Source organism: Rhodobacter sp. JA431, assembly GCF_900217725.1.
Lineage (GTDB): Bacteria > Pseudomonadota > Alphaproteobacteria > Rhodobacterales > Rhodobacteraceae > Rhodobacter > Rhodobacter aestuarii.
Genome location: NZ_OBMP01000012.1, coordinates 1 through 25,998 on the forward strand (window position 1 = coordinate 1; position 25,998 = coordinate 25,998).

Below are 25,998 nucleotides of genomic sequence, written 5' to 3' on the forward strand. Positions count from 1 at the left end.
CTCGGTAAAACGTGTCTTCTTCATCGGAATCTCCTCGTTCATCCTGCCGAGAAAATTCCACTTCCGCATCCCCTTAGGATCGGGGGGGATTACCCCGGGAACAACAGGCAAGAAGCTACAGGACAAAATCCGGTGTCGCGCTGTCATCGCCGCGCGTAAGGATCGCCCGTTGGAAAAATTTTCATCCGAAAGCCAGCGCGATTCTGCCCGAAAGCTGGTCGCGCGCTACACATCGAGAAGCAGGAAGAGCACACAAAGCGAACATGCCCTGTAAACCGTGCTGTAAACGGTCAATAACGACGATGCTTGATAGCGATGTAAGTGATTGGTTTTATTTGGTGGCGAGGGGGGGACTCGAACCCCCGACCCCGTGATTATGAGTCACGTGCTCTAACCTGCTGAGCTACCTAGCCACTGGCGCGCTGACTAAGGGATGGCGCGCGGGGCGTCAAGGGCGAAATCTGCAAAAACTTGTTCGAGGGGCAAAGCCCGGGATGGTTCCGCAAATCGCGCCGCAAAACCACTCCCCCCATGCGCTGTTTGCGTCCCCTGCCCCGCGGGGGGGATTGCCGAAGCAAAATGCGGCGCAAGCAAACCGAGCGGACGCCCGCAGGGTGGAATTGCCCCCAAAAGCCCCCGCGCGGCATCCGAACCGGAAGGCAGGGTCAATAAACGGTAACGGGCGTGCCCATTTCGACCGTGTCATAAAGCGCGATCACATGGTCATTCACCATGCGCAGGCACCCATTCGACACCGCATGCCCGATTGAGGAGGGTTCGGTCGTGCCATGGATGCGGATCGCCGTATCGCGCCCGTTTTGGTAAAGATAAAGCGCTCGGGCTCCAAGAGGGTTGCGCGGCCCACCGGGCATACCGGTTTCGGCATAGCGCGCGTAATGGCTGGGGGAGCGTTGCACCATTTCAGGCGTGGGTTTCCAGCTTGGCCATTCGACCTTGCGCCCCACCACCGCTTGGCCACGGAATTTCAACTCGGCCTTCCCCACCGCCACGCCGTAACGCATCGCCTTGCCGGGCGCGGTGATGTGGTACAGGAAGAATTTGTCGGAGACGACGATGATCGTCCCCACCGGGATCTCGGCCTTCACATCGACCGGGGTGGGGTAGAACTGCGGCGCAATCGGCCATTTCGGGGGAGCAGGCGCCACCTCCGGCGAGGCGGCAGGGGCCGCAACGGCAGGCAGACTGGAAGTTACCAGCGGCACCGTAGCGAGGCTGGCAAGAAAGGTGCGACGGTCCATGCGGGTCTCCGGGATCGTGGTCAAATCAGGCTAGCAAAGCGCCCTCTACCACTCAACGATAAAAGGAAAGATTCGGTTCCCGACTTTGGGTGACGGGTCTTTCGCCCAGCCACCATGCAACAACGCACAAGAAGGTCGCGCCACGAGCACAAGAAAAGCCCCTTGCCTGCCCCCTGCGCAGTGCTAGCTCTGAAGAGAAACAAGGCCCGCTCAAATGCTTCTAGATATTGCCATTTTACTTCTTGCCGCCGCAGTGTTCGGGGGGATGTTTCTACCCAGCTTGCGCAATCGGCCCCGCTGGCGCGCGATGATCACCCCGCTGGCTTCCATTATCGGCTCGGGCTTTTTGGTGCTGGGGCCAATTTTGCAAAGCCGCTTTGGCGTGCTGGCCCCTCTGGCGATGGCGGCGCTTTGTCTTGTCGCTTGGGCCTTTGGGGCTGCCATTCGCGTCACGATCGCGGCGGAATCCGAACAGGCGACCACGACAGTTGCCAGATTGCAGAGCCTTTCACAGGCAATCCTTGCCTTTGCCTATGTGATTTCGGTCGCCTATTACCTCAACCTTTTCGGGGCCTTCGCGGTTGCGCTGACGCCTTGGAACAGCGAACTCGCCGCCAACCTGACCACGACAGCTATGCTCGCATTGATTGGGGTGGCCGGGTTTCGGGGCGGATTTCGCGCCTTGGAGCGGATGGAATATGGCTCGGTCTCGCTCAAACTGGCGATCATCGGCGGGCTGCTTGTCGGGCTGGCGGGGTATTTTGTGACGCGCGTGGAGGCAGGGGCCTTGATCTTTAGCCCGCCCACGATTGGGGCTTGGGATGCGGTGCGCCTTGGCTTTGGCCTGATTGTCACGGTGCAAGGCTTTGAGACCGCGCGCTATTTGGGCAAAAGCTACGATGCCCCGACGCGGATCGCGGCGATGAAATGGGCGCAGATGCTCTCGAGCGCGATTTACATGGCCTATATCGGCCTGCTTGCGTTCCTCTTTGCCCCGACAAGCGAGATGCTGAGCGAAACCGCGATCATCGACATGATGCGCGTTGTCTCCCCGATCTTACCAGCCATGCTGGTGGCCGCAGCGCTTGCAGCGCAACTTTCGGCCGCCGTGGCCGATACCTCTGGCGCGGGCGGGCTAACGGCGGAACTCAGTCGGGGCAAGTTGCCGCCGCAGCCCGCCTATTTGGCGCTGGTGGCGGCAGGCATTGTGCTGACGTGGAGCACCGATCTTTTTGCCATTATCTCTTACGCCTCGCGCGCCTTTGCGGCCTATTACGCGGTGCAATCGCTGCTGGCGGCCTTGCACAGCCATGGTCCGCGGCGGATGGGCTTTGCGGCATTGGCACTTTTGGGCGTGGCGATCACCGTTTTGGGCACCCCAGCCGAAGGCGGATAAGTGCCAGCTTAACCCGGCAAGACAAGGCAGGTTGCGCCAAGCCGGTGCAGCTTCGCGCCGGTGCCCATTTTGAAATGCATCAGACCGGCACCCGCTTCTGAGTTTACATCGCCCAAATCCAAAAGCCGCACACCGCGCGCTTTGAGCCGCAGCGCAAGGTGCCAAAGCAAAAGGTTATGGGCGCCAAGGGCACGCCCCTCTGCACCGCTCCAGCCCAAGTGATAACTGGCAAGCGCGCCCGAAACGAGCGCCATGACCCCCGCGAGCCGCTGGCCTTGTGCGTCGCGCACCGAAAGTGTCAGCACGCCGTCAGGGACGGCCATCCCCCAAGCCGCAACAAAGCCGGGCGGCAAGGCGCGATAGCCGCGGTCGTCCCTTTGGCGCGCCTCGGCCTTAATCAGCCAATCGGTCTCGGTTTCTTCGCACAAGCGCAGCTTTGCCTTTTCCGCCGCGACCAGCCGGTTGCGCCATTTGCCCTGCATCCCCGCACGCAGTTCTGCTTGTGCGGGGTCAAGATCCCAATGCGCCTGATGACGAGAGGTAATAAGCGGCACAAGCCCAAAGCCTGAAACCGGCACCTCGGGCGTGGCAATGAACACCCCCGGAACCGCCCGCGCGAGCCGCCGCAGCGCCGCGCGCTGCAGATCCGGCGCAAGATCGGGTGCCAAGACCGGCCCGCGTGCGGCCAGCCATAGCCCTGCGCGCCCAACCAACTGCGCCAAACCGATCCGTTGCGCCCCAAGCATAATCTCATAGCGGCGCAGCCCGCGCCCGCCGCCTGCCGCAATTTCCCCGTAGCCAAAACGGTTTTGCAGCGCCGCCGCAGGGGCAAGCGCCTCCACGCCTGCCTCCCAAACGGGCGCTGCCACAGAAAATTTGCGAAGCGTGATCTGTTCCATGGTTTCGTTAAACACCTGTTTACCTAAGCTTTGGTTAATGCCCGCAGGACGCACCTCAAGCGTTGATGAAGAAAGACCGCGAGCATTCGAATGACCAAGACCCGACCCGCCGCCGCCCGCAGACCGCGCCCTGCCCCGCCCGCCTCGGCCCCGCTTGACATCCCCGCCCCGCGCTACACGCTTTGGGCCGCCCTGCTTTTGGCGATTTTGCTTTCTGGATTTTGGCTGGCGGCCGTGATCACATGGCAGTTGATTGGCATCCTCGGGCTTGGCTGAAACCACTAGACACCGGCCCCGCACAGGCGCAGGAGAGGGGAAGACCTGCCGGAGCCCCTCGTGACCAAGCCCCCCTGCCCCGCCACACCAACGCCCGCCCTTCCGACATCCGCTGCGCATCCGCCGATTGGCCGTGTGGCCCTTTGGATGCTCGGCGCGATTGGGGGCTTCACCACAATGGCCATGGCGGGCCGCGCCGCCGCCCCCTATCACGACACGTTCGAAATTATGCTTTGGCGCTCGGCCATTGGCATTTTCTTGGTCATGGCAGGCGCCGCACTGACCGGGCGGCTGGGCGAAATTCGTGCGCGCAACCTGCGCCTGCATGGGGCGCGCAATATCAGCCATTTCATCGGCCAAAACCTATGGTTTGCCGCGCTGCCGCTTATTCCGCTGGCACAGGTCTTTGCGCTTGAATTCTCCTATCCGCTGATCGTTGCGCTCGCCGCGCCGTTTGTTTTGGGCGAGGTGCTGACCGCGCGGCGCCTCTTTGCGGCGGCGCTTGGCTTTGCGGGAGTTTTGATCGTCGCGCAGCCATGGAGCGCGGGCACGGTGAACATTGGCACTGCCCTCGTTTTGGCGGCAGCCGTTGGCTTTGCAGGCTCGGCCCTTGCCACGAAACAACTCACCAAACGCGCACCCTTGGTAGAGATTTTGTTTTGGCTCACGGTGATGCAATTCGTCTTTGCGCTGATCTGTGCGCTTTGGGATGGGCAGCTGCGTTTGCCCAATTGGCATTCGATTGGGCCGTTGATTTTCATTGGTTTCGCGGGGCTTGGCGCGCATCTGTGCCTAACCCGCGCGCTGAGCCTCGCACCCGCCTCTGTCGTGGCACCGTTTGACTTTGCGCGCCTGCCAGTTTCGGCTTTGGTGGGGGTTGCGGTTTATGGCGAGCCACTCACCGCCGCGCTGGTGGTGGGAGCCGCACTGATCCTTTATGCGAACTGGATCAACATAAAATCTAAACCAAACCGTTGAGTTTACTTAATTTTCGTGTCCGTTCCGCCACAGCGCCCCCGCCGATTGTCACACAGACGTGACGTAAACGGAACGCAGAATTGATTCACCTGATCCGCATGCTCTAGGGTTTTGGGCAGGAGAGAGTGCAATAAACTCTGGGGATAGGAACACATGAAAAACATTCTGATGACGGCGAGCGCGCTGGCCCTTTGCGCCACCGCAGCCACCGCGGGCGGGATTGAACGGTCGAGCCAATCGGTCGGCATCCTGTTCGAAGAAGGCAATTACATTGAATTCAACGCAGGCCGTGCAAAGCCGAACGTTTCTGGCGTGCAAGAGGTAAACGCAGGCATAATGTCTTTGGCCGGGTCAAACTCGGGAGATATGGCCGAAAATTACAATACCTACAGCCTGAGCGCAAAATTCCGCATCAACGACAAGCTCGACTTCGCACTGGTCTTGGACGAACCGGTGGGTGCCGATGTTTATTATCCGATGGGCAGCAGTCTTGCTGGCTTCAACTACCTTTACGGGGGATCGACGGCAGACATCAATTCGCTCGCGACGACCGCGATGCTGCGTTACAAGTTGCCAAACAACTTCTCGGTGATTGGCGGCATCCGTCAGATCAGCACCTCGGGCACGGTGGCATTGTTTAACGGCTACCGAATGTCAACGGACACCCAAACCGACTACGGCTATTTGATTGGCGTAGCTTGGGAAAAACCAGAAATTGCAGCACGGGTCGCCTTGACCTATAACTCGGCAGTGACTCATCGCTTCAACGCCAATGAAGTATTCTTGGCGACCCCAGCTTTGAACGCGACGACCGTTTTTGAAACCGAAATCCCTCAATCCGTGAACTTTGAAGGACAAACCGGGATTGCCGCAAACACGCTGCTTTTCGGTTCGATCCGTTGGGTGGACTGGTCCGCTTTTGAAATCGCGCCGCAGCAGTATATGGCAGCTCAAGGCTTGGTGCCGGGGACGAACCCGGCCACCCACAGCGGTCTCGTGTCCTATGACGACGACAGTTTCACCTATACCTTGGGAATTGGGCGGAAGTTTAACGAGACTTGGTCCGGCGCCGTTTTCGTCAGCCACGAGACGAGCAAAGGCGGCTATGCGGGGAACCTTGGACCGACCGACGGACAAACCGCCCTTGGGGTCGCGGCGACCTATACGCGTGACAACCTGAAGGTCACTGCTGGTGTTCGCTACGTAAAGATTGGCGGCGCCTCGACCGAGACGCCAGAGCAGGTGGTGATTGGCGGCGGTGGAAGCTGTAGCGCCGGTGGCGATTGCGGCACCTTTGCCTCCTTCGAAGACAACCATGCGGTCGCGTTCGGTCTCCGTGTTGGCTATCGCTTCTAAGCCACACCCAAAGTCATTCAAAGGCCCCGCCACGGCGGGGCCTTTTGCTTTGTGCTTGGCACAAGTTCCGGGTGGCTGAATTTGCGTGGCTCGGCTAGCGTCGCGCCACTATGACTGCGCCCCGTCTTACCCCCTTCGTCTGGATGCTCCTTGGCGCGCTTGCGCTGATTTGGGGCACCTCTTTTCTGTCGAACCGCGCAGCCCTCGAGGGCGCGGGAGTGCTGACCGTTGTAAGCTTTCGCGTCAGCGGTGGGGCGCTTGCGCTTTGGCTTTATGTTGTGCTGCGCCGCCTGCCCTTGCCCGCCCATCGCGGCATTTGGGGACGATTTTTGATCATGGGCGCGCTCAACAATGCCATTCCCTTTTCGCTGATCGTCTGGGGGCAGCAACATATTGAAAGCGGGCTTGCTGCGATTTTGAACGCGTCAACCGCGCTGTTTGGAGTGCTGGTCGCCAGCGCCGTCTTTGCCGATGAACGGCTGACGGTGCCGCGCCTTGCAGGTGTCGGGATTGGCTTTGCGGGCGTGGTGCTGGCAATCGGGCCAGAGGCGCTTTCCAGCTTTACCCTCACCTCGGCGGGGCAATGGGCGGTGGTGGGCGCCTCACTGTCCTATGGCTTTGCGGGGGCCTATGCGCGCTTTGCGATCAAGGGGCTTGTGCCCGAGGTGGCGGCGGCGGGGATGCTGACGGGTGGCATGGTCTGGCTGATCCCGGCGATGCTTCTGATCGAGGGTGTGCCAAGCTTTGACTATGCCACACCTGTTTGGATGGGCATCGGCTGGCTGGCGCTTGGCTGTTCGGCGGTTGCCTATCTGATTTATTACCGCATTTTGGCGCTCGCCGGCGCAGGCAACCTGTCGCTTGTTACGCTGCTCATTCCGCCTGTCGCCATTTTGGCGGGCTGGGCGGTTTATGGCGAACGGCTTGGTCTGCTGGAGCTGGCGGGTTTCGCGGTTCTGACGGCGGGGCTTTGGTCGCTCAACCGCGTGCCCAAAACCGCGTGACGCCGCCTGCCCGGCGCGTTAAACCTGCCCCGACACAACGCGAGACGAGGCGGGGATGATCTATAAAACGCGCGCGGACTGGCTTTCGGCAAACCGCAAACGGCTGCTGTTTTTCGGCATGTCGGGCTTGGGCAAAACGCATGTGTCCTCGATGCTGCGCGCAGCGCCCTCGGGCTGGTTTCACTACTCGGTCGATTACCGCATCGGCACGCGCTACATGGGCGAATATATCGCCGATAACTTCAAGCGCGAGGCGATGAAGAACCCGTTTCTCGCGGAACTGCTGTTGAGCGATTCCGTCTATATTGCCTCCAACATCACCTTCGACAATTTGGCCCCGCTTTCCACCTATCTGGGCAAGCCGGGCAGCCCGTCGAAGGGCGGCTTGGCGTTTGAAGAATATATGCGGCGGCAAAACCAGCACCGTCAGGCCGAGCAATCCGCGCTGATGGACACGACCTATTTCATCCGCCGCTCGCAAGACATCTACGGCCTGCCGCATTTTGTGTGCGATTCCGGTGGCTCGATCTGCGAAGTGGTGGACCCCGAAGACCCGCAAGACGCGATCTTGAAAGAGCTTTCGTCGAACCTGTTGATGGTTTGGATCGAAGGCAGCGAGGAACACACCGACGAGCTGGTGCGCCGCTTCGACCGCGCGCCGAAGCCGATGTATTACCAGCCGCAATTCCTTGAAAAAGCGTGGCTCAAATACCGGGTGGAGCGGGGCTTAAAGGAAGAAGAGGTTAACCCCGATGACTTCATCCGCTGGACGTACCGCCAAGCTTTGGAGCATCGTCAACCCCGCTACGCGGCGATGGCGCGCAACTGGGGGGTGAAAGTGAAGGCTGCAGATGTCGCACTTGTGCGCGACGAGAAAGACCTTACATCCTTGATAGCCTCGGCCCTGCCAGCCTGACCGGCTCGCTTTGCGGCGCCGCGTAAGTACCTAAGTAACGGACCTAAAATGCCCATCACCTTGCCGGAGAACCTGCCCGCCTTCGATATTTTGTCGCGCGAAGGGGTAATGGTGATGACGCCGGAGCGCGCCGCTACGCAGGAAATCCGACCGTTGCGGATTGGGCTTTTGAACCTGATGCCGAAAAAGATCCAGACGGAGAACCAATTCGCCCGTCTGGTGGGCGCAACACCCTTGCAGATCGACTTTCAGTTGATCCGCATGACCGAGCATCAGACCAAAAACACCGCCGCCGAGCATATGGAAACCTTCTACCGCCCCTTTGCCGAGGTCGAAGAGAGCGGTGAGAAATTCGACGGCCTCATTGTCACCGGCGCACCGATTGAGCATCTGGCCTTTGAAGAGGTCACCTATTGGGATGAGTTGCAGCGCGTCTTTGACTGGACCCAGACCCATGTGTTTTCGACCTTTGGCGTCTGCTGGGGAGGTATGGCAATGGCCTACCATTTCCACGGCGTGCAAAAGCATATGCTCGATGCGAAATCTTTTGGCTGCTTCCGCCAGCGCAACTTGGCGCCGACCTCGCCCTTCTTACGCGGCTTTTCGGACGAGGTCTTGGTGCCGGTCAGCCGCTGGACCGAGATGCGGCAAGACGAGTTGGATGCGGCCGGGTTGAAAACGCTGATTGCCTCGCGTCGCACCGGCCCGTGCTTGGTGGAAGACGCCTGTCATAACGCGCTCTATGTCTTCAACCATTTCGAATATGACAGCACGACGCTGAAAGAAGAATACGATCGCGATGTGGCGGCGGGCAAAGAGATCAACGTGCCCGACAATTATTACCCCGAGGATGATCCGAGCCGGAAGCCGAAGAACCGTTGGCGCAGCCACGCGCATCTGCTTTACGGCAACTGGATCAATGCGATCTATCAAGACACGCCCTATGATCTTTCAAAGATCGGCCAAGGGGCCTGAGCCATTCGTTTTGCCGTTGGCTCGGGCGCCCAACCCGGGTCGGGTGCGGCGCTTTGCGCAAGCTTCCAAAGAGCCGTTCTGAGTAGATAAAAAACTGGCGGGCAAAGCAAAGCCCTGCCCGCCAGTTTCTTCAGCTCGCTGCAACGCCATGTGTGCTCGGCGCGTGGCCCATTTGCACGCTGGCGGCACCGGGCTGCGCCATGGTCAGTTGCACCGTATCAATCGCGATCATCTTCTCTTCATCGGTCGGCACAACCAAGGTGGCCGCCCGCGCGCTGATGGCGCTGATATTGGGGTGGCCCTTGCGCGCAATCTCGTTGGCGCGCGGGTCGATCTCGACGCCTAGGAAGCCAAGCCCTTCGCAAACCTTCGCGCGGATCTCGGCGCTGTTTTCGCCAATGCCTGCGGTGAAAACGAGCGCATCCAAGCCCCCCATCGCCGCCGCATAGGCGCCAATGGTTTTGCGGATATGATAGACAAAGACATCCACCGCCAACTGGCACCGCGCATTGCCTTTGGCGGCCGCTTCGCTCACTTCGCGCATGTCGTTTGAAAGGCCCGAAAGCCCCAAAAGCCCGCTTTTCTTGTAGCAAATTTCTTCCACTTCCTCGAGGCTCATGCCCCGGTCTTTGACAAGGTGGAAGATGATCGCCGGGTCAAAATCGCCCGCCCGCGTGCCCATCGGCACGCCGCCAAAGGTGCCAAACCCAATCGACGTATCAATGGATTGGCCGCCTTTCACTGCATCCATCGTCACGCCATTGCCAAGGTGGCAAACCACCATCGACAGGCTCTCAATCGGACGGTTCAATAGATCAGCCGCGCGCTGGCTGACATAGCGGCACGAGGTGCCGTGGAAGCCGTAGCGGCGAATGCCGTGTTCTTGGGTCAGCTCATAGGGCAGCGCATACATATGCGCACGCGCCGGAATCGTTTGGTGGAAGGCCGTATCAAACACCACCACATTGGGCGTGCCGGGGAACATCCGCTGCGCCTCTTCAATGCCGATGATATTGCACGGGTTATGCAGCGGCGCATAAGACGCGCATTCATGCAGCGCTTTCATCACCGCATCATCCACCAACACCGAGCCAAAGAAGACCGAGCCCCCATGCACGGCACGGTGCCCGATGGCGGTGATCGCGCGCGGGCATTCGATCACGTGATATTCGGGCGATTGCAGATATTCCATCATCAGCGCAAAGGCGGCGCGATGGTTTGGCACCGGGCAGCGGTGATGCTCGCCGCGATGGCCGACGAAATGGTCGATATAGCCTTCCGGTTCGCCGATTTTCGCAATCATCCCCGAGGCGACCACTTGCGCCAGATCAGGGGTATAGAGTTGGTATTTGAGGCTGGAACTGCCGCAATTGATAATCAAGATCATCGGGGTCGTCCTTGTGGGGTCAGGAATTAGGCAGCGCGACGGAAACCGCCGCGCCACCGTGATCAAATGAAACGGCTCAGACCGGCAGCGGCACCAAAGCCCAGAAGCCCAAGAAGCTCAGCAGGTTGACCACAAAGGTCATCACCGCAATCGCGCAGGCCGGGGGGTCAACGTGGGTGTCGCCATGGCACAGGAAGGCGCGGGCAAAGAATTCGCCCAGAAATGCGGAGAGTATACCGATCACTGCGCCCCAAACCACGCTGCCAGATGCCACACCAGCCAGCGCCGCCGGCAACATGATGTGGTGCGAAACCGGGGTCAGCACGCCAAGGGTCAGGAACAGAAGGCTTGAAGCTGCGATGCCGAAGGCCAAAAGCGCACCGGGCACGCCATAGCTCACGCCAAGCCAGCCACCGAGCAGACCGCCACCAAGGCCAATCACCCCGATTTGCGCAAAGCTAGATTGGAAGGCCAGCCATTTGGTGGCATCGGTCGGATGGAAGAAGCCCCGGCCCGGATCGGCCTTGCCGCAGAACCCGCAGGTGCCCCACAGGAAGCGCGCGATGAAGGCAGAGATCACCACGCCCACCGCCGGAAGGTCGCTAAACGCCAAGCCTTCGCCGAAGCTCGGCACAAAGGTCAGCGCCCAGAAGATCAGATAGCCGACAACACCGAAGATACCGCCCACCAGCAGCACATCGGGGCTGTTGAGGCCCATGCCTGCGGTCACAATGTTGCGCCCGCTATCAAGCTTGCCTTTCTTGGCGGCATAAGCGGCCGCCGCCACGCCCGCGGCAAAGCCACCGGTATGCGGGCCAAAGGCACCAAAGGGGATGCCAAAGAAATCCGTCGCTTCCGGCGCCACGGCGAGCTGGATCGCCACACCGATCATCGTCAAGAAGCCGACAAAGGTAAATGCCGGCAAAGCACCAATGGCGGCGCCGAATATACCGCCGCCAAAAGCGACGAGCAAACCAAGTAGTGACATTCTGGTCTCCTTGTATTTCCGGGCGGTCCTTGTTGGATTTTGTCCGGGTCATAGGGCTGTATTTATTTCAAGATGCCATTTGGCATTTGAAACGACAGTCTCCGAAATAAAGGCACGCCAAAATCGGCCCCGGAAAATTATATTTCCGAGTGAGCAGCCCGACTTTATTTAAGACGTGATTTCCTCCGATCGCGGATATGCCGATCGGGCATCAAATTACGCGCGCGCCCGCCCATGGATCAAGATGAGCCCCTTGGCCAGTGCGGGTAGTTTCTTGCGACAGGATCACGAATCGTGTGCTCGGCGGCCCTACCCCACGCAGAAAAATCCACACAACAAATTGATTACATTAGATTCTGACGCGTGTCATGCGAGTCGCCGTACACTGCATTTTGCGCCTTGGCGCAACAGCTCCCACGCCCCACCGGGTCAGCCTTGCCATGCGCACCGGGGCAAGCTTGCGCTCCCCATGACAAGAAATTACCCGGCGCTGTCTTTTCTTGTTCTGCGCAGCACAAGGGTTTTCTTGACGCACGTCACAAAAGCAGGCGCGTCACACGAAAACACCAATGAACAAAGGGCTTGGCAAGTTATTCCCCTTCCATGTCAAGGCCGTCACGTTGCTGTTTAACACCCCCCGGCCTATTCCTTTTTTCACGGCGCCGATGAACGGCACCGAAGGAACGGATCTTCATGAAACGCACTGTCGGACATAAAATTCTGATGATCGTCGGAGATTATACCGAAGATTATGAAGTGATGGTTCCGTTCCAAGCGCTCGAAATGCTCGGCTTCGCGGTGGATGTTGTCTGCCCGGGCAAACGCAAGGGCGAAACGATCCGCACCGCGATCCATGATTTCGAGGGCGATCAAACCTATTCGGAAAAACCCGGCCATCTGTTTCGGCTCACCGCCTCCTTCGCGACGGTCAGCCCGGAAGACTACGCCGGTCTCTATCTCGCCGGTGGCCGTGCCTGTGAATATCTGCGTCTCGACGCGCAGGTTCTGGCCATCGTGCGAACCTTCATGACGGAGAACCGGCCCGTGGCCGCGATCTGCCATGGCGCGCAGCTCCTGACCGCCGCTGACGTGGTGCGCGGACGTCGGTTGACGGCCTATCCGGCTGTCGAGCCCGAAGTGCGGGCGGCTGGAGCCACCTTCGTCGCAGTCGCGCCGGAGCAAACCGTGGTCGACGGGAACCTTGCAAGCGCACCGGCCTGGCCGGGGCATCAAACGCTGATGCGCGCTTTCGTGGGGCTCGTCGCTCCGACTCTTTTGACCTGACCGGCTTTCCGGCGCGTCGGCGTCGGGGGGCTTCCACAGCCTGGAGGATGCAATGATTGAGAAGGGCTTCACCCAACCCACCGACCGTATTAAACGGTTGAAGAACCAGATCCTGAACGCCCGGCCGCATGTCGAGGCGGAACGGGCGGTCTTGGCCACCGAGGCCTATAAGGCGACCGAAGGTCTGCCGGCGATCTTGCGTCGCGCTAAGGTGGTGGAGAAAATCTTCGCCGAACTGCCGATCACGATCCGTGACGACGAACTTGTGGTGGGCTCGATCACCATCAACCCGCGCTCGACCGAAATCTGCCCCGAATTCAGCTTTGACTGGGTCGAAAAAGAATTCGAAACGATGGCCGGTCGTGTTGCCGACCCGTTTGAAATCCCGAAAGAAACCGCCGCCGCGCTGCATGAAGCGTTCAAATACTGGCCCGGTCACACCACTTCGGACCTTGCCGCGTCGTACATGTCGCAAACCGCGAAAGATTGTATTGCAAACGGCGTCTTCACCGTCGGCAACTACTTCTACGGCGGCGTTGGCCACGTTTGCGTGGACTACGGCAAAATCTTGAAAATCGGCTTCTCCGGCGTGATCATGGAAGCGATCCGGCTGCGCGAGCAACTGGACGACAAAGACCCTGACACGATCAAGAAGAACCAGTTCTACACCTCGGTCATCATCGCTTACAAAGCCGCCATCGACTTTGCACACCGCTATGCTGACAAAGCCGCCGAACTGGCGAGCGCCTGCACCAACCCGACGCGCAAAGCGGAACTCGAGCAAATCTCGAAAAACTGCCGCCGCGTGCCGGAACATGGCGCAACCACCTTCTGGGAAGCTTGCCAGACGATGTGGTTCATCCAATGCATGCTGCAAATCGAAAGCTCGGGCCACTCGATCTCGCCCGGCCGCTTCGACCAATACATGTATCCCTACCTGAAAGCCGACAGCTCGATCAGCCGCGAATTCGCACAAGAACTGATCGACTGCATCTGGATCAAACTCAACGACGTCAACAAAACGCGCGATGAAGTTTCGGCCCAGGCCTTCGCTGGTTACGCAGTGTTCCAAAACCTCTGCGTGGGTGGGCAAACCGAAGACGGTCTCGATGCGACGAACGACGTTTCCTACATGTGTATGGATGCCGTCGCCCACGTTCGCCTTCCGGCCCCGTCCTTCTCGATCCGTGTGTGGCAAGGCACGCCCGATGAGTTCTTGCATCGTGCCGCCGAAGTTGTGCGCCTCGGCCTGGGTGTCCCCGCTGTCTACAACGACGAAGTGATCATCCCCTCGCTGCAAAACCGTGGCGTTTCGCTGGCCGATGCTCGCGACTACGGCATCGTTGGCTGCGTGGAACCGCAAGCGATCCACCGCACCGAAGGGTGGCACGACGCGGCCTTCTTCAACGTGGCCAAAGTGCTTGAGATCACGCTCAACAACGGCAAAGTGGGCAACACCCAACTTGGCCCGGTCACCGGCGACGCGAAAGACTGGAAATCGCTCGAAGACTTCTATGCAGCCTTCACCGGTCAGATGTCCTTCTTCGTCAAATACCTTGCCGAAGCCGACAACTGTGTTGACATCGCCCACGCCGAACGCGCGCCGCTGCCGTTCCTTTCCGCGATGGTCGATGACTGCATGGGTCGCGGCAAATCGGTCCAAGAAGGTGGGGCGATCTACAACTTCACCGGCCCGCAAGCCTTCGGTGTCGCTGACACCGGTGACTCGGTCTATGCGATGAAGAAATTCGTCTGGGACGACAAAAAACTCACCATGGCTGAACTGAAGGAAGCGCTGGACGCGAACTTCGGCATGGCGATGGGGGCGGATGCTCCGACCGGCGAAATGAGCGAAGCGCAAATCTACGAAGCGGTGAAAAAGGTGCTTGCCACCAATGCGTCGCTCGATGTCGCCGCGCTCAAAGACGAAGTCTATCGCACGCTCTCGAAAGGGGCCGCGCCTGTCGATGCGTCTAAATATGAAGGCATCCGCCGTCTGCTCGACTCCGCTGAAGCCTTCGGCAACGACAATGACGACGTCGACCTGATCGCCCGCAAATGCGCGCAGATCTACTGCAAAGAAGTGGAAAAATACACCAACCCGCGTGGTGGCCAATTCCAAGCTGGGATCTACCCGGTGTCGGCCAACGTGCTCTTCGGCAAGGATGTGGGCGCTCTGCCCGATGGTCGCCCGGCCAAGCTTCCGCTCGCCGATGGTGTGTCGCCGCGCCAAGGCAAGGACCGTCTCGGCCCGACTGCTGCGGCCAACTCGGTGGCAAAACTCGACCACTTCATCGCCTCGAACGGCACGCTCTACAACCAGAAATTCCTGCCCTCCGCTTTGGCTGGTGACACTGGTCTGCAGAACTTCGCATCGCTTGTGCGGTCCTACTTCGACCACAAAGGCATGCACGTGCAGTTCAACGTGATCGACCGCGAAACCCTGCTGAAAGCGCAGAAAAATCCCGAGGATTACAACGACCTCGTGGTTCGAGTGGCTGGTTACTCGGCACAGTTCGTCGTGCTCGCCAAAGAAGTGCAAGACGACATCATCAGCCGCACCGAGCAAGCGTTCTAAGCTCTCCCGCAGGCCCCGCCAGCCCATGGCGGGACCTGCCCTCCGGGGGGCATCGGCTACTCTCCCCTCCCGAGCCGATGCCCTCCGGGCCGTCCCTTCCACCAACAGGTGTTCCGATGACCCGCTACCAAACCTTCACGCCCCGCACCGAGATCGTCTTCGGCGATGGGCTGCTGGAGCGCCTGCACGCCTACCGTGGCCAGCGCGTCGGCATTGTGACCGATGAATTCATGGCCAAATCCGGTCCGCTTGATCGGGTGATGAGCTTCCTCGATGGCTGCGAAGTGAAAGTCTTCGCCGAAGCCATCCCCGAACCGCCGCTCGCCACCGTTTCGGCTGGGGCCCGCCTGTTTGCCGACTTCCGCCCGGATGTGGTGCTGGCGCTTGGTGGTGGTTCCCCGATTGATGCCGCCAAAGCGATCTTGTCTGTGGTGCGCGGCATGGACCCGGCGCATCCGATCCGCCTTGTGGCCATTCCCACCACCTCTGGCACCGGCTCCGAAGTGACCGCCTTCGCGGTGATCTCGGACCCCGCCAACAACCGCAAATTCCCGCTGATTTCCCCCGATCTGATCCCCGATGTGGCGATCTTGGACCCGGAATTCGTGCGCACCGCCCCGCCCAAAGTCACCGCCGATACAGGCATGGATGTGATCACCCATGCGATTGAAGCGGTTGTCGCCAAAGGCGCCTCCAACTTCACCGATGCCTTTGCCGAAAAATCGCTTGAGCTGGCCTTTGCCGCCCTGCCCAAAGCCTTTGACAATGGCAATGACATCGCCGCCCGCGATGCGATGCACCAAGCCTCGTGCCTTGCGGGGATGGCCTTCACGGAAGCGGGCCTTGGTATCAACCACGGCCTTGCCCATGCCATCGGCGGGCAGTTCCACCTCGTGCATGGCCGGATCAACGCGATCTTGCTGCCGCATGTCATCGCGTGGAACGCCGGGCTTGAGGACAACGCGCCAGAGACCCGCGAAACCGCCGCCCGTTATGCCCGCATCGCGCAACGCGTCGGGCTGGATGTGCCCGGCACCCGTGCGGGTGTTTTAGCGCTCATCCGCGCCATCGAAGCGCTGAACGCGCGCTTTGGGATCCCCGCCAGCTTGCGGGGGCTCGGCCTCGATATCGGGGCCTACCGTCGGGCGATCCCCGACCTTGCGGCAGCCGCATTCGCGGATGCCTGCACCGCGGGCAACCCGCGGCGTCCCGGACTTGCGGAGCTGTCCATGCTCCTTGACCGGGCCGGCGGTTGAATCGGGGAGGAGCACGCCTGGCACAGCGAAAAGAACCCGATTTCCCCAATTTAACCAACGTATGAACACCGGAAACCAAGGAGAAAGTCATGCAACAAGAAGCACTCGGAATGGTCGAGACCAAGGGTCTGGTCGCCGCCGTGGAAGCCGCCGATGCAATGGTCAAATCGGCCAATGTGGCGATGGTTGGCTATGAAAAAATCGGCTCGGGCCTCGTCACCGTGATGGTGCGCGGCGATGTCGGCGCGGTCAAAGCCGCCACCGACGCCGGTGCTGTGGCTGCCGAAAAAGTCGGCTCGGTCGTGTCGGTCCACGTGATCCCGCGCCCGCACACCGAAGTCGAAAAAATTCTGCCGGCGCCGAAAGCCTGAGACCCAGCCTAGGAAGGAGGATCAACGATGAAAGACGATCTCGTTGAAAAACTGATGGGTGAGGTTATGGCGAAGATGGGGGCCACCGCCCCCGCCGCGGCCCCCACCTGCGAAGCGGCCCCCACGCCGAAAGCAGCGCCGAAAAAAGCCTGCAACCTGACCGAATTCGTTGGCACCGCCATCGGCAACACGGTCGGTCTGGTGATCGCCAATGTCGACCCGCTTCTGCATGAGCAGATGAAAATCGACAAGAAATACCGTTCGATCGGTATTGTCGGTGCGCGCACCGGTGCTGGCCCCCATATCTTCGCCGCCGATGAAGCGGTGAAAGCGACCAACAGCGAAGTGGTTCTGATCGAACTGCCGCGCGACACCGAAGGCGGCGCTGGCCACGGCTCGCTCATTCTGTTTGGCGCGGAAGATGTGTCGGACGCGCGCCGCGCGGTCGAAGTGACGCTGTCGGAACTCAACCGCACCTTTGGTGACGTGTATGGCAACGCGGCTGGCCACCTGGAATTCCAGTACACCGCCCGTGCGTCCTATGCGCTCAACAAAGCCTTCGGGGCGCCGCTTGGTCAAGCCTTCGGCATCACCGTGGGCGCGCCCGCCGCGATTGGGGTTTTGATGGCCGATACCGCCGCCAAAGCCGCGACCGTGGAACCGGTGGCCTATTCGTCGCCCGGCAACGGCGGCACCAGCTTCTCCAACGAAGTGATCCTGTGCTTCACCGGAGACTCCGGTGCGGTGCGTCAAGCGATCATCGCCGCGCGCGACGTTGGCAAGCAGGTGCTCTCGGCGCTTGACGGCACCGAACTGGTCTCTTCGACCACGCCCTACATCTAAGACTGAAAGGAAATCGTCATGTCGGAACAAAGCCTTGGACTGATCGAGACGCTTGGCCTGACAACGGCTGTGGCTGCCGCAGATGCGGCGATGAAATCGGCCAATGTCACGCTGGTCGGCTATGAATTCGCCAAAGGCGACGGCATGACGATGGTCAAACTCCGCGGCGATGTGGGGGCGGTGAAAGCCGCTATCGCCGCGGCAGAAGCGGCTGCGGGGCGCGTCGGACGGGTGGTTGCCACTCGGGTCATCGCACGCCCCGCCCGCGGTCTCGCTTTGATCGTGGACAGCCAAGAAACCGTTGGGTTGGCCAAAGCCGAAAGCGGGGACACCCCTGCCGAGGCCACGCCGCCCCAAGCGCCCGTGCAAGAGGCGCTTACGCTCTCGGAAACGCCCGATGCGGGCGTGACCGAAACGCCGGTCCCCCCGGCGGCGGAGGTCCCGGCCGCAGCCCTGGAAGAGACCCCCGCGCCGGAGCCGACCGTAGAAGTTGACCCCGAAATCAAGCCCGAACCGGTGGTTGAGACCGCCGCGCCGGAAGCCGAGGCCCCCGCGCCTGAAGCGGTGAGCGACCCCGCCCCGGAGCCTAGCCCGGAAGCCGCGCCAGAGCCGGAGCCGAAAGCTGAGCCCGCGCCGAAACCCGCCGCCAAACCCACCCATTCGGGCCGTCCTGGTCGGGGGCCGAAGCGCCGCTAAGCCCCCCTGCCCCTTTGTTGAAAGATGTCCGCTATGTCCACAACCTCCACCATGATTGAGCGCATCGTCGCTGAACTTCTGGCCCAAGGCCAAGCCGCCGCAGCGGCCACGCCCCAAGGTGCCCGCGACCCCGCGCTGATCCCGGTGGGGGTCTCGAACCGCCACATCCACCTCTCGCGCCCCGATATGGACGTGCTCTTTGGCCCCGGCGCCAGCCTCACCCGCATGAAAGCGATGAAGCAGCCCGGCCAATATGCGGCCAAAGAAACCGTCACCCTGCGCGGCCCGCGCGGTGAGATCGGCAAGGTGCGGGTGCTTGGGCCTTTGCGCAAAGACACCCAGATCGAGGTTTCGGTCGCCGATGGCTTTGTGTTGGGCATCAAGCCGCCGATGCGGATGTCGGGCAAGCTCGATGGCTCTGCGGGCATCACGATAGTTGGCCCCAAAGGAAGCGTCACCAAAGAGAGCGGCGTGATCGTGGCGATGCGCCATATCCACATGCGCCCCGAAGATGCCCAGCGCCTGAACGTCAAGAACGGTGAAACCGTTGATGTGCTCGTTGATGGGCCGCGCGGTGGCGTGATGCACAATGTGGCCGTGCGCTCCGACGAGGTCTCAGAGACCGAAATGCATATCGACATCGAAGAGGCCAACGCCTTTGGCCTGAAAAACGACGCGCTTGTGCGGTTGCGCAAGCTTTGAGGACCCCGCCATGCCCGGCATCGACGACACCCTGCGCGCCTTCGGAGATCTTGTCCGCACCGGCGCCATCCTGCCCCAAGAGGCACGCGCCCAAGGGCCGCTGCGGGTGGGCGTCGATCTGGGCACGGCGAACCTTGTTTTGGCGGTGGTCGATGCGGCGGGCCAACCCGTTGCAGGCGCCACGCAACGTTCGGGCGGCATCCGCGACGGGATCGTGGTCGATTGGCCCGCCACCGTGCGCGCCGTGCGGCAGATGAAGGCCGAGCTGGAGAGCCGCCTTGGTCAACCACTGCCCCGCGCCGCAACTGCCATCCCCCCCGGCATCCACCCCGGCAGCTCCAAAGCCATCGGCAATGTGCTTGAGGCGGCGGATTTTGAACTCGCTGAAATCATTGATGAACCTGTTGCTGCTGCGCGCCTTTTGGGCCTACGCGATGGCGCGGTGGTCGATGTGGGCGGCGGCACCACCGGGATCTCGGTTCTGGAAGGGGGCAAGGTGCTCGCCTCGGTCGATGAGGCCACGGGCGGCACGCATATGACGCTGGTTTTGGCGGGCGCGATGCGGCTCAGCCTTGAGGCCGCCGAAGCGATGAAACACGACCCCGCCCAAGCGGGCGAGGTCTTCGCGCTGGTGCGCCCCGTGGTCGATAAAATGGCCGCCATCGTGGCCGAGGTTCTGGCGCGCTTTCCGCAAATGGACACGGTGCATGTGGTCGGCGGGGCCTGCAGCTTTGAGGGTTTCGTTCCGGTTTTTGAAAAGCATCTGGGCCGCAAAGTTATAAAACCCGCCGAGCCGCTTTTGGTCACACCCTTGGGCATCGCGCTTTACGAGGGGGCCCGGTGATGGATCTCGACCGTATCTTGATTGATCTGCTTTCAGACAAGATCGTTGCCGCGCTCAAAGCCCGCGCCACGCATGGGATCGTGCTTTTCTCGGACACCGATCTGGGGCTGGAACCCGCGCTGAGCGGGCTGGAAGGCCTACGCGCCAAGGGCTGGACGATGGAATGGCAGGCTGCACCCGCCTTTCGTGACATGCTCGCCCCCCGCCTGCCCTTCGCGGAAGCCCCCGCACAGGTGCAACTGGTGCGGGCGGGCCTTGTGCTGGTGCCGACGCTGAGCCTGTCGCTTGCCGCAAAAGTCGCCACCGGGATTGCCGATGACCCGCAATCGGCCCTTTTGGGCGAGGCGCTGGATCGCGGCCTGCGGATTGTGGCGGCGCGCGATGGTGTCTGCCCCGGCGCGCGTGACCGTGCGGCCCGTGGCCTGACCCCGCAAAACCCCGCTCGCCGCGCGCTGATGAGCGGGCATCTGGAAAGCCTTGCCGCGCAGGGGGTCGAGCTATGCTGGGCCGCGCGCTTGGCCCACACCGTTTTGGGCACGCAAGAGGCCGCTGCGCCTGCCGCCGTGGCGCAAGACACCGGCATCTTCGGCTGGCAACAGGCCCGCGCCTATGGCGCCCCCGTTTTGCGCCTTGGGCGCGCCGTTTTGCTGACGCCACTTGCCGCCGACATTTTGGCCGCGCGCGGCATCGCGATTGAGAGAGAGTGAGGATCAACCATGTATCTCGCCAAAGTCATCGGACGGGTCGTCGCCACCACCAAGGATGTCAGCCTTTCGGGCGCGAAACTCTTGATCGTGCGCCGCCTTGACGCGCAGCTTTCCCCCGAGGGCTGGAACGAAATCGCGGTCGATACCGTGGGCGCGGGTGATGGTGAAACCGTCATTGTCACCACCGGCAGCGCCGGGCGCTTCGCGGGCACCTTTGACCATTCGGTGGTCGATGCCTCGATCGTCGGCATTGTCGATACGGTCGAATGCCAACGCGGGGTGGAGGGCTAAGCGATGTCCACACTCGACATGATCTTGGCCACCGAACTCGCCGCCCGCCGCCCGCTGACGCTTTCAGAAGCCACCCGCATCGCGGCCTTGGCAGAGATCGAAGCCCGCCGGATCGCCCTGCCGGTCTGCATCGCACTTTGCGACGCGGCAGGCGAGGCGCTTTTGTTCCACCGCATGGACGGCGCGCTGCCCGCTTCCATCACACTCGCCCCCGCCAAAGCACGCACCGCCGCGCGCTACCGCATGGGCACCGATGAATTGGGCCACCAAACCCAACCGGGCGCGATGCTTGAGGGGTTGGGCGCCGCCGAAACCGGCACGGTGTTGTTTGGCGGCGGGCTGCCGATTTGCGCGGGTGCGGCTGTTCTGGGCGCCATCGGCATCAGCGGCGGCACAGTTGAGCAGGATATGCAGATCGCCCAAGCGGCGACCCGCGGACATTGGGGCGCGGCCCTTACGAAAGGACAAGTGAAATGAAAGACATAGACATTGAAAATGCCGTCGCCCGCGTGCTGAGCGGCTATACTGGCCCCGCCGAAACCCCCGCCCCGGCGCCCGCCTCCAAACCCGGCACCACGGGTTGCGTCTGGGAGACTGTCAAAGCCGTTGACCCGGTGGATGATATCATCGGCGGAATGTTGACGCGCGCTTTGGGCGAGCGCAATTGCTCCAACTGCAAAGCGGGCGATTGCCAAGGCAAAGCCGGGTGTCTGTCGATCTCGGATGCTGAAGCGCTGGAACTCGGCGATGGCGTGTTCGCGACGATGGATGAGGCAGTGAACGCCGCTGCCGAGGCGCAACGCAAATACCTTTTCTGCACGATGGGTGACCGCAAACGCTTTGTGGAAGGCATCCGCGCGATCTTCACCGATGAAGCGGTGCTGGAGCGCATCTCGCGGCTGACGGTCGAGCAAACCGGCATGGGCAATCTGGCCCATAAGATCATCAAAAACCGCCTTGCCGCCGAAAAAACCCCCGGCGTGGAAGACCTGACCACCGAGGCGCAAAGCGGCGACGACGGGCTGACGCTGGTAGAGCTTTCGCCCTTTGGCGTGATCGGCGCGATCACCCCCACCACCAACCCCACCGAAACCGTGATCTGCAACTCCATCGGCATGTTGGCGGCGGGCAATGCGGCGGTCTTCAGCCCCCACCCCCGCGCCAAGGGCGTGTCGCTTCTGGCGATCAAACTGATCAACCGCAAGCTGGCGGCACTCGGCGCGCCCGCAAACCTTGTGGTGACGGTGCAGGCCCCCTCGATCGACAATACCAATGCGATGATGGCCCATCCGCAAGTGCGGATGCTGGTGGCCACCGGTGGCCCCGGCATTGTGCGCACGGTGATGTCGACGGGCAAAAAAGCCATCGGCGCTGGCGCGGGCAACCCGCCCGTGGTGGTCGATGAAACCGCAGATATCCCGAAAGCCGCGCAAGACATCGTCAACGGCGCAAGCTTTGACAACAACATGCCCTGCATCGCGGAAAAAGAGGTGATCGTTGTCGATCAAGCCGCCGATTTCCTGATCTCGGAAATGCAGCGCAATGGCGCGTGGCTGGCCTCTGATCCGTCTGTGGTGGAGCGGCTCGCACAATTGGTGCTGACCGAAAAAGGCGGCCCGCAAACCGGTTGCGTCGGCAAATCAGCGGCGTGGCTCTTGGGGCAGATCGGCATTCAGGTCGGCCCCGACGTGCGCCTGATCATTTTGGAAACGACCAAAGATCACCCCTTCGTGCAAGAAGAGCTGATGATGCCGATCTTGCCGGTGGTGCGCGTGCCCGATGTGGACACCGCGATTGATCTGGCCGTCGATCTGGAACACGGCAACCGCCACACCGCGATGATGCATTCGACCAATGTGCGCAAGCTGACGAAAATGGCGAAGCTCATCCAAACCACGATCTTCGTGAAAAACGGCCCCTCTTACGCCGGGATCGGGGTGGGCGGCGAAGGGTATACCACCTTCACCATCGCCGGGCCGACAGGCGAGGGCCTGACCTCGCCGCGCTCCTTCGCGCGTCGTCGTAAATGCGTGATGGTCGAAGCGCTGAACGTGCGCTGAGACCCAAAGATCGAGGACAGAGCCATGCAAATTCGCATCATCAACGCCCCGCAGGAAAACCTGTTCGACATGCTGTCGCGCCGCGTCGCACCGCATGTGCGCAAATGGGTTGAAGAGCATCCGGTCTCGGCGATGGGGCTGGTGCAGGCCTCTGTCCCCGATCTGTTCTACTTCGCCGATATCGCCTCGAAATCGGCCAATGTGATGGCGGTGGAGCTGTTTGGCACCTGCCCGCAGACCACCACCACCTTGGCCGTTTTGGGCGAAACCTCGGCCGTGCGCGCGGCAATGGCCGCCATCGAAGAGGCCAGTGGCCCCGCTTTCTGAGCCCTCCCCCACAGGGTCAGACCCCAAATAAGGAAGTCCCTCATGTCCGTCATTGACACCACCGCCGAAGGCACCGTCTTCGATATTCAGCGCTATTCGATCCATGACGGGCCAGGGGTGCGCACCATCGTTTTTTTGAAGGGTTGCCCGCTGCGTTGCCGCTGGTGTTCTAACCCTGAATCGCAGGCGCCGGAACCGGAACTCTTCTTCCGCGCCTCGGCCTGCATCGGTTGCGGACAATGCGTGCCCGTCTGCCCGGTGCAGGCACTCTCCAAGGCCAATCCCGGTTTTGTGGATCGGTCGAAATGCATCAAATGTGGCGAATGCACCAAGGTCTGCCCGACCGAGGCGCTTAAACGCACGGGCCGTCGCATGACGCTGGCCGAAGTGATGCAAGAACTGCGCAAAGACGCGATCCACTACCGTCGCTCGGGCGGGGGCGTAACGCTTTCGGGCGGCGAGCCGCTGATGCAATCCGCCTTCGCCAAACAAATCCTGATGGCCTGCCATGAGCAAGGCTGGAACACCGCAATGGAAACCACGGGCTGCACCACGCGCGAAGTGATCCGCGATGTGATCCCGCATGTGGACAATTTGCTGATGGATATCAAAGCCATCGACCCGGCGGTGCATCAGGCCAATACCGGCGTCGATAACCGCATCATCTTGGAAAACGCGCTGATCGCCGCCTCGCTCAGCCCCAATCCGGTGGTGCGTGTGCCTGTGGTGCCCGGCGTGAATGATAATGAACGCGAAATCGGCGCAATTGCCCATTTTGCGACGCTGATGCCCAAGGTCAGCACGGTGCATCTGCTGCCCTATCACAGCTTTGGTGAGAACAAATACACGCTCCTTGGCCGTCAAAGCCCGATGGGAGCCACCAAAGATCTGCGCCCTGAATCGATCCTGCCGCTCAAAGCTGTGGTCGAGTCCGCTGGGCTCAATTGCGTGATCGGCGGCTAGTCCCTATCCACCCAGCGCACAAAGTGCAAACAAACCAGCCAGACAGGCCAAAAATCGTTCAAAAACAAGCCGGAAAATTGCGCTAAGTCATGTTGCATACTAGTTTCTGCGCTAAGTTCTGGGGCGAAAGAGCCGAGTCGGAACGGGGTCGGAGCAAGGCCGGGAAACCGGGTGCCTGGGATGTCTGGTCAGCATCCCCGGCAGCTCCCTCTCACCGCTGTGGGAAGCGGCGGAACTGGAAGGGGTTAGCATGGGAAGTGGCATACCGTTTGGGCATTCTGCAGGGTCGGTGCAGGATGTGCTCACGAGGGGCTCTGGTGGCGCGCGGGTTGCCCCAGAACCGGGCGGCGCGGGCGATCATACAAGCCCTGCCGAAAAAGCAGCCAGACGCCGCAAGCTTGCGGATCTGATGAGCACGGAGATGCTGCAAAAGGTCCAAGACAATTTCTCCGCCGCTGTCGGTGTTGCGATGGTGATTGTGGACCCCGATGGCGCGCCTGTGACGCAGCCCTCGGGGTTTTCGCCATTTTGCTCGGCGGTGCGCAAACGCCCCGATTGGCGCGAGCGCTGCTTTCACTGTGATGCGGTCGGCGGGCGCACCGCGCTGTCGACCGGGGAACCGGCAATCTACAAATGCCACTGTCAACTTGTGGATTTTGCCGCGCCGATCATCATGCGCGGCGAATATCTGGGCGCGGTGATCTGCGGGCAGGTCAAACTCGACAAACGCCACAGCGGCCCGGATTTCGTGGACCTGTCGAACATCTTCCCCACAGAAGGCTCGTGGAGCGAAAACGACGGGCTTTTGAAACTGCACAGCGAGATTGGCGAGATCAGCTATGAGCGGCTGCGCTCTGCCGCCTATTCGCTTTACTACATCGCCTCACATATCGTCGAAGAAAGCTATTCCAACGGTGTCACGCAGGAGCTTTACGCCAAAAACCTGCGGCTGGCCGAGGAATCCCAGCGCCGAGCGGAGTTAGAGCGCCTTCTGCGCGAGGCGGAATTGCAGGCGCTGTCCTATCAGGTGAACCCGCATTTCCTGTTCAATGTGCTCAACACGATCGGGCGGCTGGCCTTGGTCGAAGGCGCGCCGGAAACCGAGACCACCGTGCATGCTTTTGCCGATATGATGCGCTACATCCTCAAGCGCTCCGGCTCGCAATTCGTGCCGCTGCGCACCGAGGTGGAGCACGTCCGCAACTATCTCTATTTGCTCAAAATCCGGCTGGGCGACCGGTTCGATTTCACGCTTGATGCACCGGAAGAATTTGACAATGTGCTGAGCCCCTTCATGGTGCTGCACCCGCTGGTTGAAAACTGCATCAACTACGCGATTGAGCCGATGGAAAGCGGCGGCTTGATCGAAGTGTCGCTGTATCGCGATGGCACCGATGTGATCATTGACGTGGTCGACAATGGCCCCGGCATCAATGCTGAGCGCCGTGTTGAGGTGTTGCGCGGTGAGGCCGATCACGGCGGGCGCAAGAGCATTGGCGTCTACAACATCCATGCCCGGATGAAGCAGTATTTCGGCGACAGCCATGGGGTCGAGATCATGAGCCCGTTCCGCCAAGGCCGCGGCACATTGGTGCGACTGCGCCTGCCGCTCGAATTCGATCCTTGCGATTTCTAAGACCGG

The 25,998-nt window shown here is 61.2% G+C and carries 27 protein-coding genes and 1 tRNA gene; 23 read left to right on the top strand and 5 right to left on the bottom strand.

Annotated elements, in window-relative coordinates; translation table 11 throughout:
- Nucleotides 1–274: hypothetical protein (locus tag CRO18_RS19045; RefSeq protein WP_212710179.1), on the top strand; the 274-nt coding region annotated here is incomplete at its 5' end.
- A gap of 62 nt (nucleotides 275–336) precedes the next feature.
- Here the strand turns inward: CRO18_RS19045 and CRO18_RS17355 are convergent.
- Both CRO18_RS17355 and CRO18_RS17360 read right to left on the bottom strand, forming a co-directional pair.
- A tRNA-Met gene (locus CRO18_RS17355) sits at nucleotides 337–413 on the bottom strand.
- Nucleotides 414–665: 252 nt separating this feature from the next.
- The gene (locus tag CRO18_RS17360) at nucleotides 666–1,259 is read right to left on the bottom strand and encodes a L,D-transpeptidase (RefSeq protein WP_097083059.1); all 594 of its coding nucleotides are present in this window, start codon (nucleotides 1,257–1,259) and stop codon (nucleotides 666–668) included.
- Between the two features lie 265 nt (nucleotides 1,260–1,524).
- Here CRO18_RS17360 and CRO18_RS17365 point away from each other — a divergent pair, with 265 nt between their 5' ends.
- Nucleotides 1,525–2,655 carry a hypothetical protein gene (locus tag CRO18_RS17365; RefSeq protein WP_249276101.1) on the top strand — a complete coding sequence of 377 codons (1,131 nt, stop codon included), beginning with the start codon at nucleotides 1,525–1,527 and terminating at the stop codon, nucleotides 2,653–2,655.
- 8 nt (nucleotides 2,656–2,663) lie between these two features.
- On the opposite strand, the gene CRO18_RS17370 is transcribed toward CRO18_RS17365, so the two are convergent.
- Nucleotides 2,664–3,554 carry a GNAT family N-acetyltransferase gene (locus CRO18_RS17370; RefSeq protein ID WP_170952721.1) on the bottom strand — a complete coding sequence of 297 codons (891 nt, stop codon included), beginning with the start codon at nucleotides 3,552–3,554 and terminating at the stop codon, nucleotides 2,664–2,666.
- 90 nt (nucleotides 3,555–3,644) lie between these two features.
- Between CRO18_RS17370 and CRO18_RS18920 the strand changes: the two genes are divergently transcribed.
- The 6 genes from CRO18_RS18920 to metA all read left to right on the top strand — a co-directional run bounded on the left by CRO18_RS18920 (nucleotide 3,645) and on the right by metA (nucleotide 9,059).
- Entirely contained in the window at nucleotides 3,645–3,830 is a 186-nt protein-coding gene (locus CRO18_RS18920; RefSeq protein WP_076486072.1) for a hypothetical protein, read from the top strand.
- A 60-nt stretch (nucleotides 3,831–3,890) separates the two neighbouring features.
- On the top strand, nucleotides 3,891–4,808 hold the full coding sequence (locus CRO18_RS17375; protein WP_249276102.1) for a DMT family transporter: 918 nt from the start codon (nucleotides 3,891–3,893) through the stop codon (nucleotides 4,806–4,808).
- A 153-nt stretch (nucleotides 4,809–4,961) separates the two neighbouring features.
- Nucleotides 4,962–6,164 carry an outer membrane protein transport protein gene (locus tag CRO18_RS17380; protein WP_097083063.1) on the top strand — a complete coding sequence of 401 codons (1,203 nt, stop codon included), beginning with the start codon at nucleotides 4,962–4,964 and terminating at the stop codon, nucleotides 6,162–6,164.
- Between the two features lie 110 nt (nucleotides 6,165–6,274).
- Complete coding sequence (locus CRO18_RS17385; RefSeq protein WP_097083064.1) at nucleotides 6,275–7,168, top strand: DMT family transporter; 894 nt, start codon at nucleotides 6,275–6,277, stop codon at nucleotides 7,166–7,168.
- A 55-nt stretch (nucleotides 7,169–7,223) separates the two neighbouring features.
- Nucleotides 7,224–8,084 (top strand): ATPase, encoded by an 861-nt coding sequence (locus tag CRO18_RS17390; RefSeq protein WP_076486069.1) that lies wholly within the window; start codon nucleotides 7,224–7,226, stop codon nucleotides 8,082–8,084.
- A gap of 48 nt (nucleotides 8,085–8,132) precedes the next feature.
- Nucleotides 8,133–9,059, top strand: coding sequence for a homoserine O-succinyltransferase (gene metA, locus CRO18_RS17395; protein WP_097083065.1), 927 nt, complete (start codon nucleotides 8,133–8,135; stop codon nucleotides 9,057–9,059).
- Between the two features lie 130 nt (nucleotides 9,060–9,189).
- On the opposite strand, the gene CRO18_RS17400 is transcribed toward metA, so the two are convergent.
- Complete coding sequence (locus CRO18_RS17400; RefSeq protein WP_076486067.1) at nucleotides 9,190–10,446, bottom strand: acetate/propionate family kinase; 1,257 nt, start codon at nucleotides 10,444–10,446, stop codon at nucleotides 9,190–9,192.
- A 76-nt stretch (nucleotides 10,447–10,522) separates the two neighbouring features.
- Nucleotides 10,523–11,434, bottom strand: coding sequence for a permease (locus CRO18_RS17405; RefSeq protein ID WP_097083066.1), 912 nt, complete (start codon nucleotides 11,432–11,434; stop codon nucleotides 10,523–10,525).
- 693 nt (nucleotides 11,435–12,127) lie between these two features.
- Here CRO18_RS17405 and CRO18_RS17410 point away from each other — a divergent pair.
- The 15 genes from CRO18_RS17410 to CRO18_RS17480 all read left to right on the top strand — a co-directional run bounded on the left by CRO18_RS17410 (nucleotide 12,128) and on the right by CRO18_RS17480 (nucleotide 25,992).
- The gene (locus tag CRO18_RS17410; protein WP_076486065.1) at nucleotides 12,128–12,718 is read left to right on the top strand and encodes a DJ-1/PfpI family protein; all 591 of its coding nucleotides are present in this window, start codon (nucleotides 12,128–12,130) and stop codon (nucleotides 12,716–12,718) included.
- Nucleotides 12,719–12,770: 52 nt separating this feature from the next.
- On the top strand, nucleotides 12,771–15,296 hold the full coding sequence (locus CRO18_RS17415; RefSeq protein WP_097083067.1) for a glycyl radical protein: 2,526 nt from the start codon (nucleotides 12,771–12,773) through the stop codon (nucleotides 15,294–15,296).
- Nucleotides 15,297–15,412: 116 nt separating this feature from the next.
- Nucleotides 15,413–16,552, top strand: coding sequence for a 1-propanol dehydrogenase PduQ (locus CRO18_RS17420; protein ID WP_076486063.1), 1,140 nt, complete (start codon nucleotides 15,413–15,415; stop codon nucleotides 16,550–16,552).
- Nucleotides 16,553–16,641: 89 nt separating this feature from the next.
- Nucleotides 16,642–16,923, top strand: a complete 282-nt coding sequence (gene pduA / locus CRO18_RS17425; protein WP_076486062.1) for a propanediol utilization microcompartment protein PduA — start codon at nucleotides 16,642–16,644, stop codon at nucleotides 16,921–16,923.
- Between the two features lie 27 nt (nucleotides 16,924–16,950).
- Nucleotides 16,951–17,766, top strand: coding sequence for a propanediol utilization microcompartment protein PduB (gene pduB / locus CRO18_RS17430; protein ID WP_097083068.1), 816 nt, complete (start codon nucleotides 16,951–16,953; stop codon nucleotides 17,764–17,766).
- 18 nt (nucleotides 17,767–17,784) lie between these two features.
- Nucleotides 17,785–18,462: a BMC domain-containing protein gene (locus tag CRO18_RS19255; RefSeq protein ID WP_097083069.1), complete on the top strand. Its 678-nt coding sequence runs from the start codon at nucleotides 17,785–17,787 to the stop codon at nucleotides 18,460–18,462.
- Between the two features lie 33 nt (nucleotides 18,463–18,495).
- A complete protein-coding gene (locus tag CRO18_RS17440) occupies nucleotides 18,496–19,164 on the top strand; it encodes a phosphate propanoyltransferase (protein ID WP_097083070.1) in 669 nt (222 codons plus the stop codon).
- Between the two features lie 10 nt (nucleotides 19,165–19,174).
- Nucleotides 19,175–20,008 carry an ethanolamine utilization protein EutJ gene (gene eutJ, locus CRO18_RS17445; protein WP_097083071.1) on the top strand — a complete coding sequence of 278 codons (834 nt, stop codon included), beginning with the start codon at nucleotides 19,175–19,177 and terminating at the stop codon, nucleotides 20,006–20,008.
- A complete protein-coding gene (locus tag CRO18_RS17450) occupies nucleotides 20,008–20,715 on the top strand; it encodes a hypothetical protein (RefSeq protein ID WP_076486057.1) in 708 nt (235 codons plus the stop codon). The genes eutJ and CRO18_RS17450 overlap by 1 nt, the downstream gene beginning before the upstream one ends.
- A 9-nt stretch (nucleotides 20,716–20,724) precedes the next feature.
- Entirely contained in the window at nucleotides 20,725–21,006 is a 282-nt protein-coding gene (locus tag CRO18_RS17455; protein WP_076486056.1) for a EutN/CcmL family microcompartment protein, read from the top strand.
- Nucleotides 21,007–21,009: 3 nt separating this feature from the next.
- Complete coding sequence (locus CRO18_RS17460; RefSeq protein ID WP_097083072.1) at nucleotides 21,010–21,483, top strand: heme-binding protein; 474 nt, start codon at nucleotides 21,010–21,012, stop codon at nucleotides 21,481–21,483.
- Nucleotides 21,480–23,066 (top strand): aldehyde dehydrogenase family protein, encoded by a 1,587-nt coding sequence (locus tag CRO18_RS17465; RefSeq protein ID WP_097083073.1) that lies wholly within the window; start codon nucleotides 21,480–21,482, stop codon nucleotides 23,064–23,066. Before CRO18_RS17460 ends, CRO18_RS17465 begins: the two co-directional genes overlap by 4 nt.
- A gap of 24 nt (nucleotides 23,067–23,090) precedes the next feature.
- Entirely contained in the window at nucleotides 23,091–23,393 is a 303-nt protein-coding gene (locus CRO18_RS17470; RefSeq protein ID WP_076486053.1) for a BMC domain-containing protein, read from the top strand.
- 42 nt (nucleotides 23,394–23,435) lie between these two features.
- Nucleotides 23,436–24,356, top strand: coding sequence for a glycyl-radical enzyme activating protein (locus CRO18_RS17475; RefSeq protein WP_076486052.1), 921 nt, complete (start codon nucleotides 23,436–23,438; stop codon nucleotides 24,354–24,356).
- A gap of 409 nt (nucleotides 24,357–24,765) precedes the next feature.
- Nucleotides 24,766–25,992: a PocR ligand-binding domain-containing protein gene (locus tag CRO18_RS17480; RefSeq protein WP_097083100.1), complete on the top strand. Its 1,227-nt coding sequence runs from the start codon at nucleotides 24,766–24,768 to the stop codon at nucleotides 25,990–25,992.
- Nucleotides 25,993–25,998 lie beyond the last annotated feature (6 nt).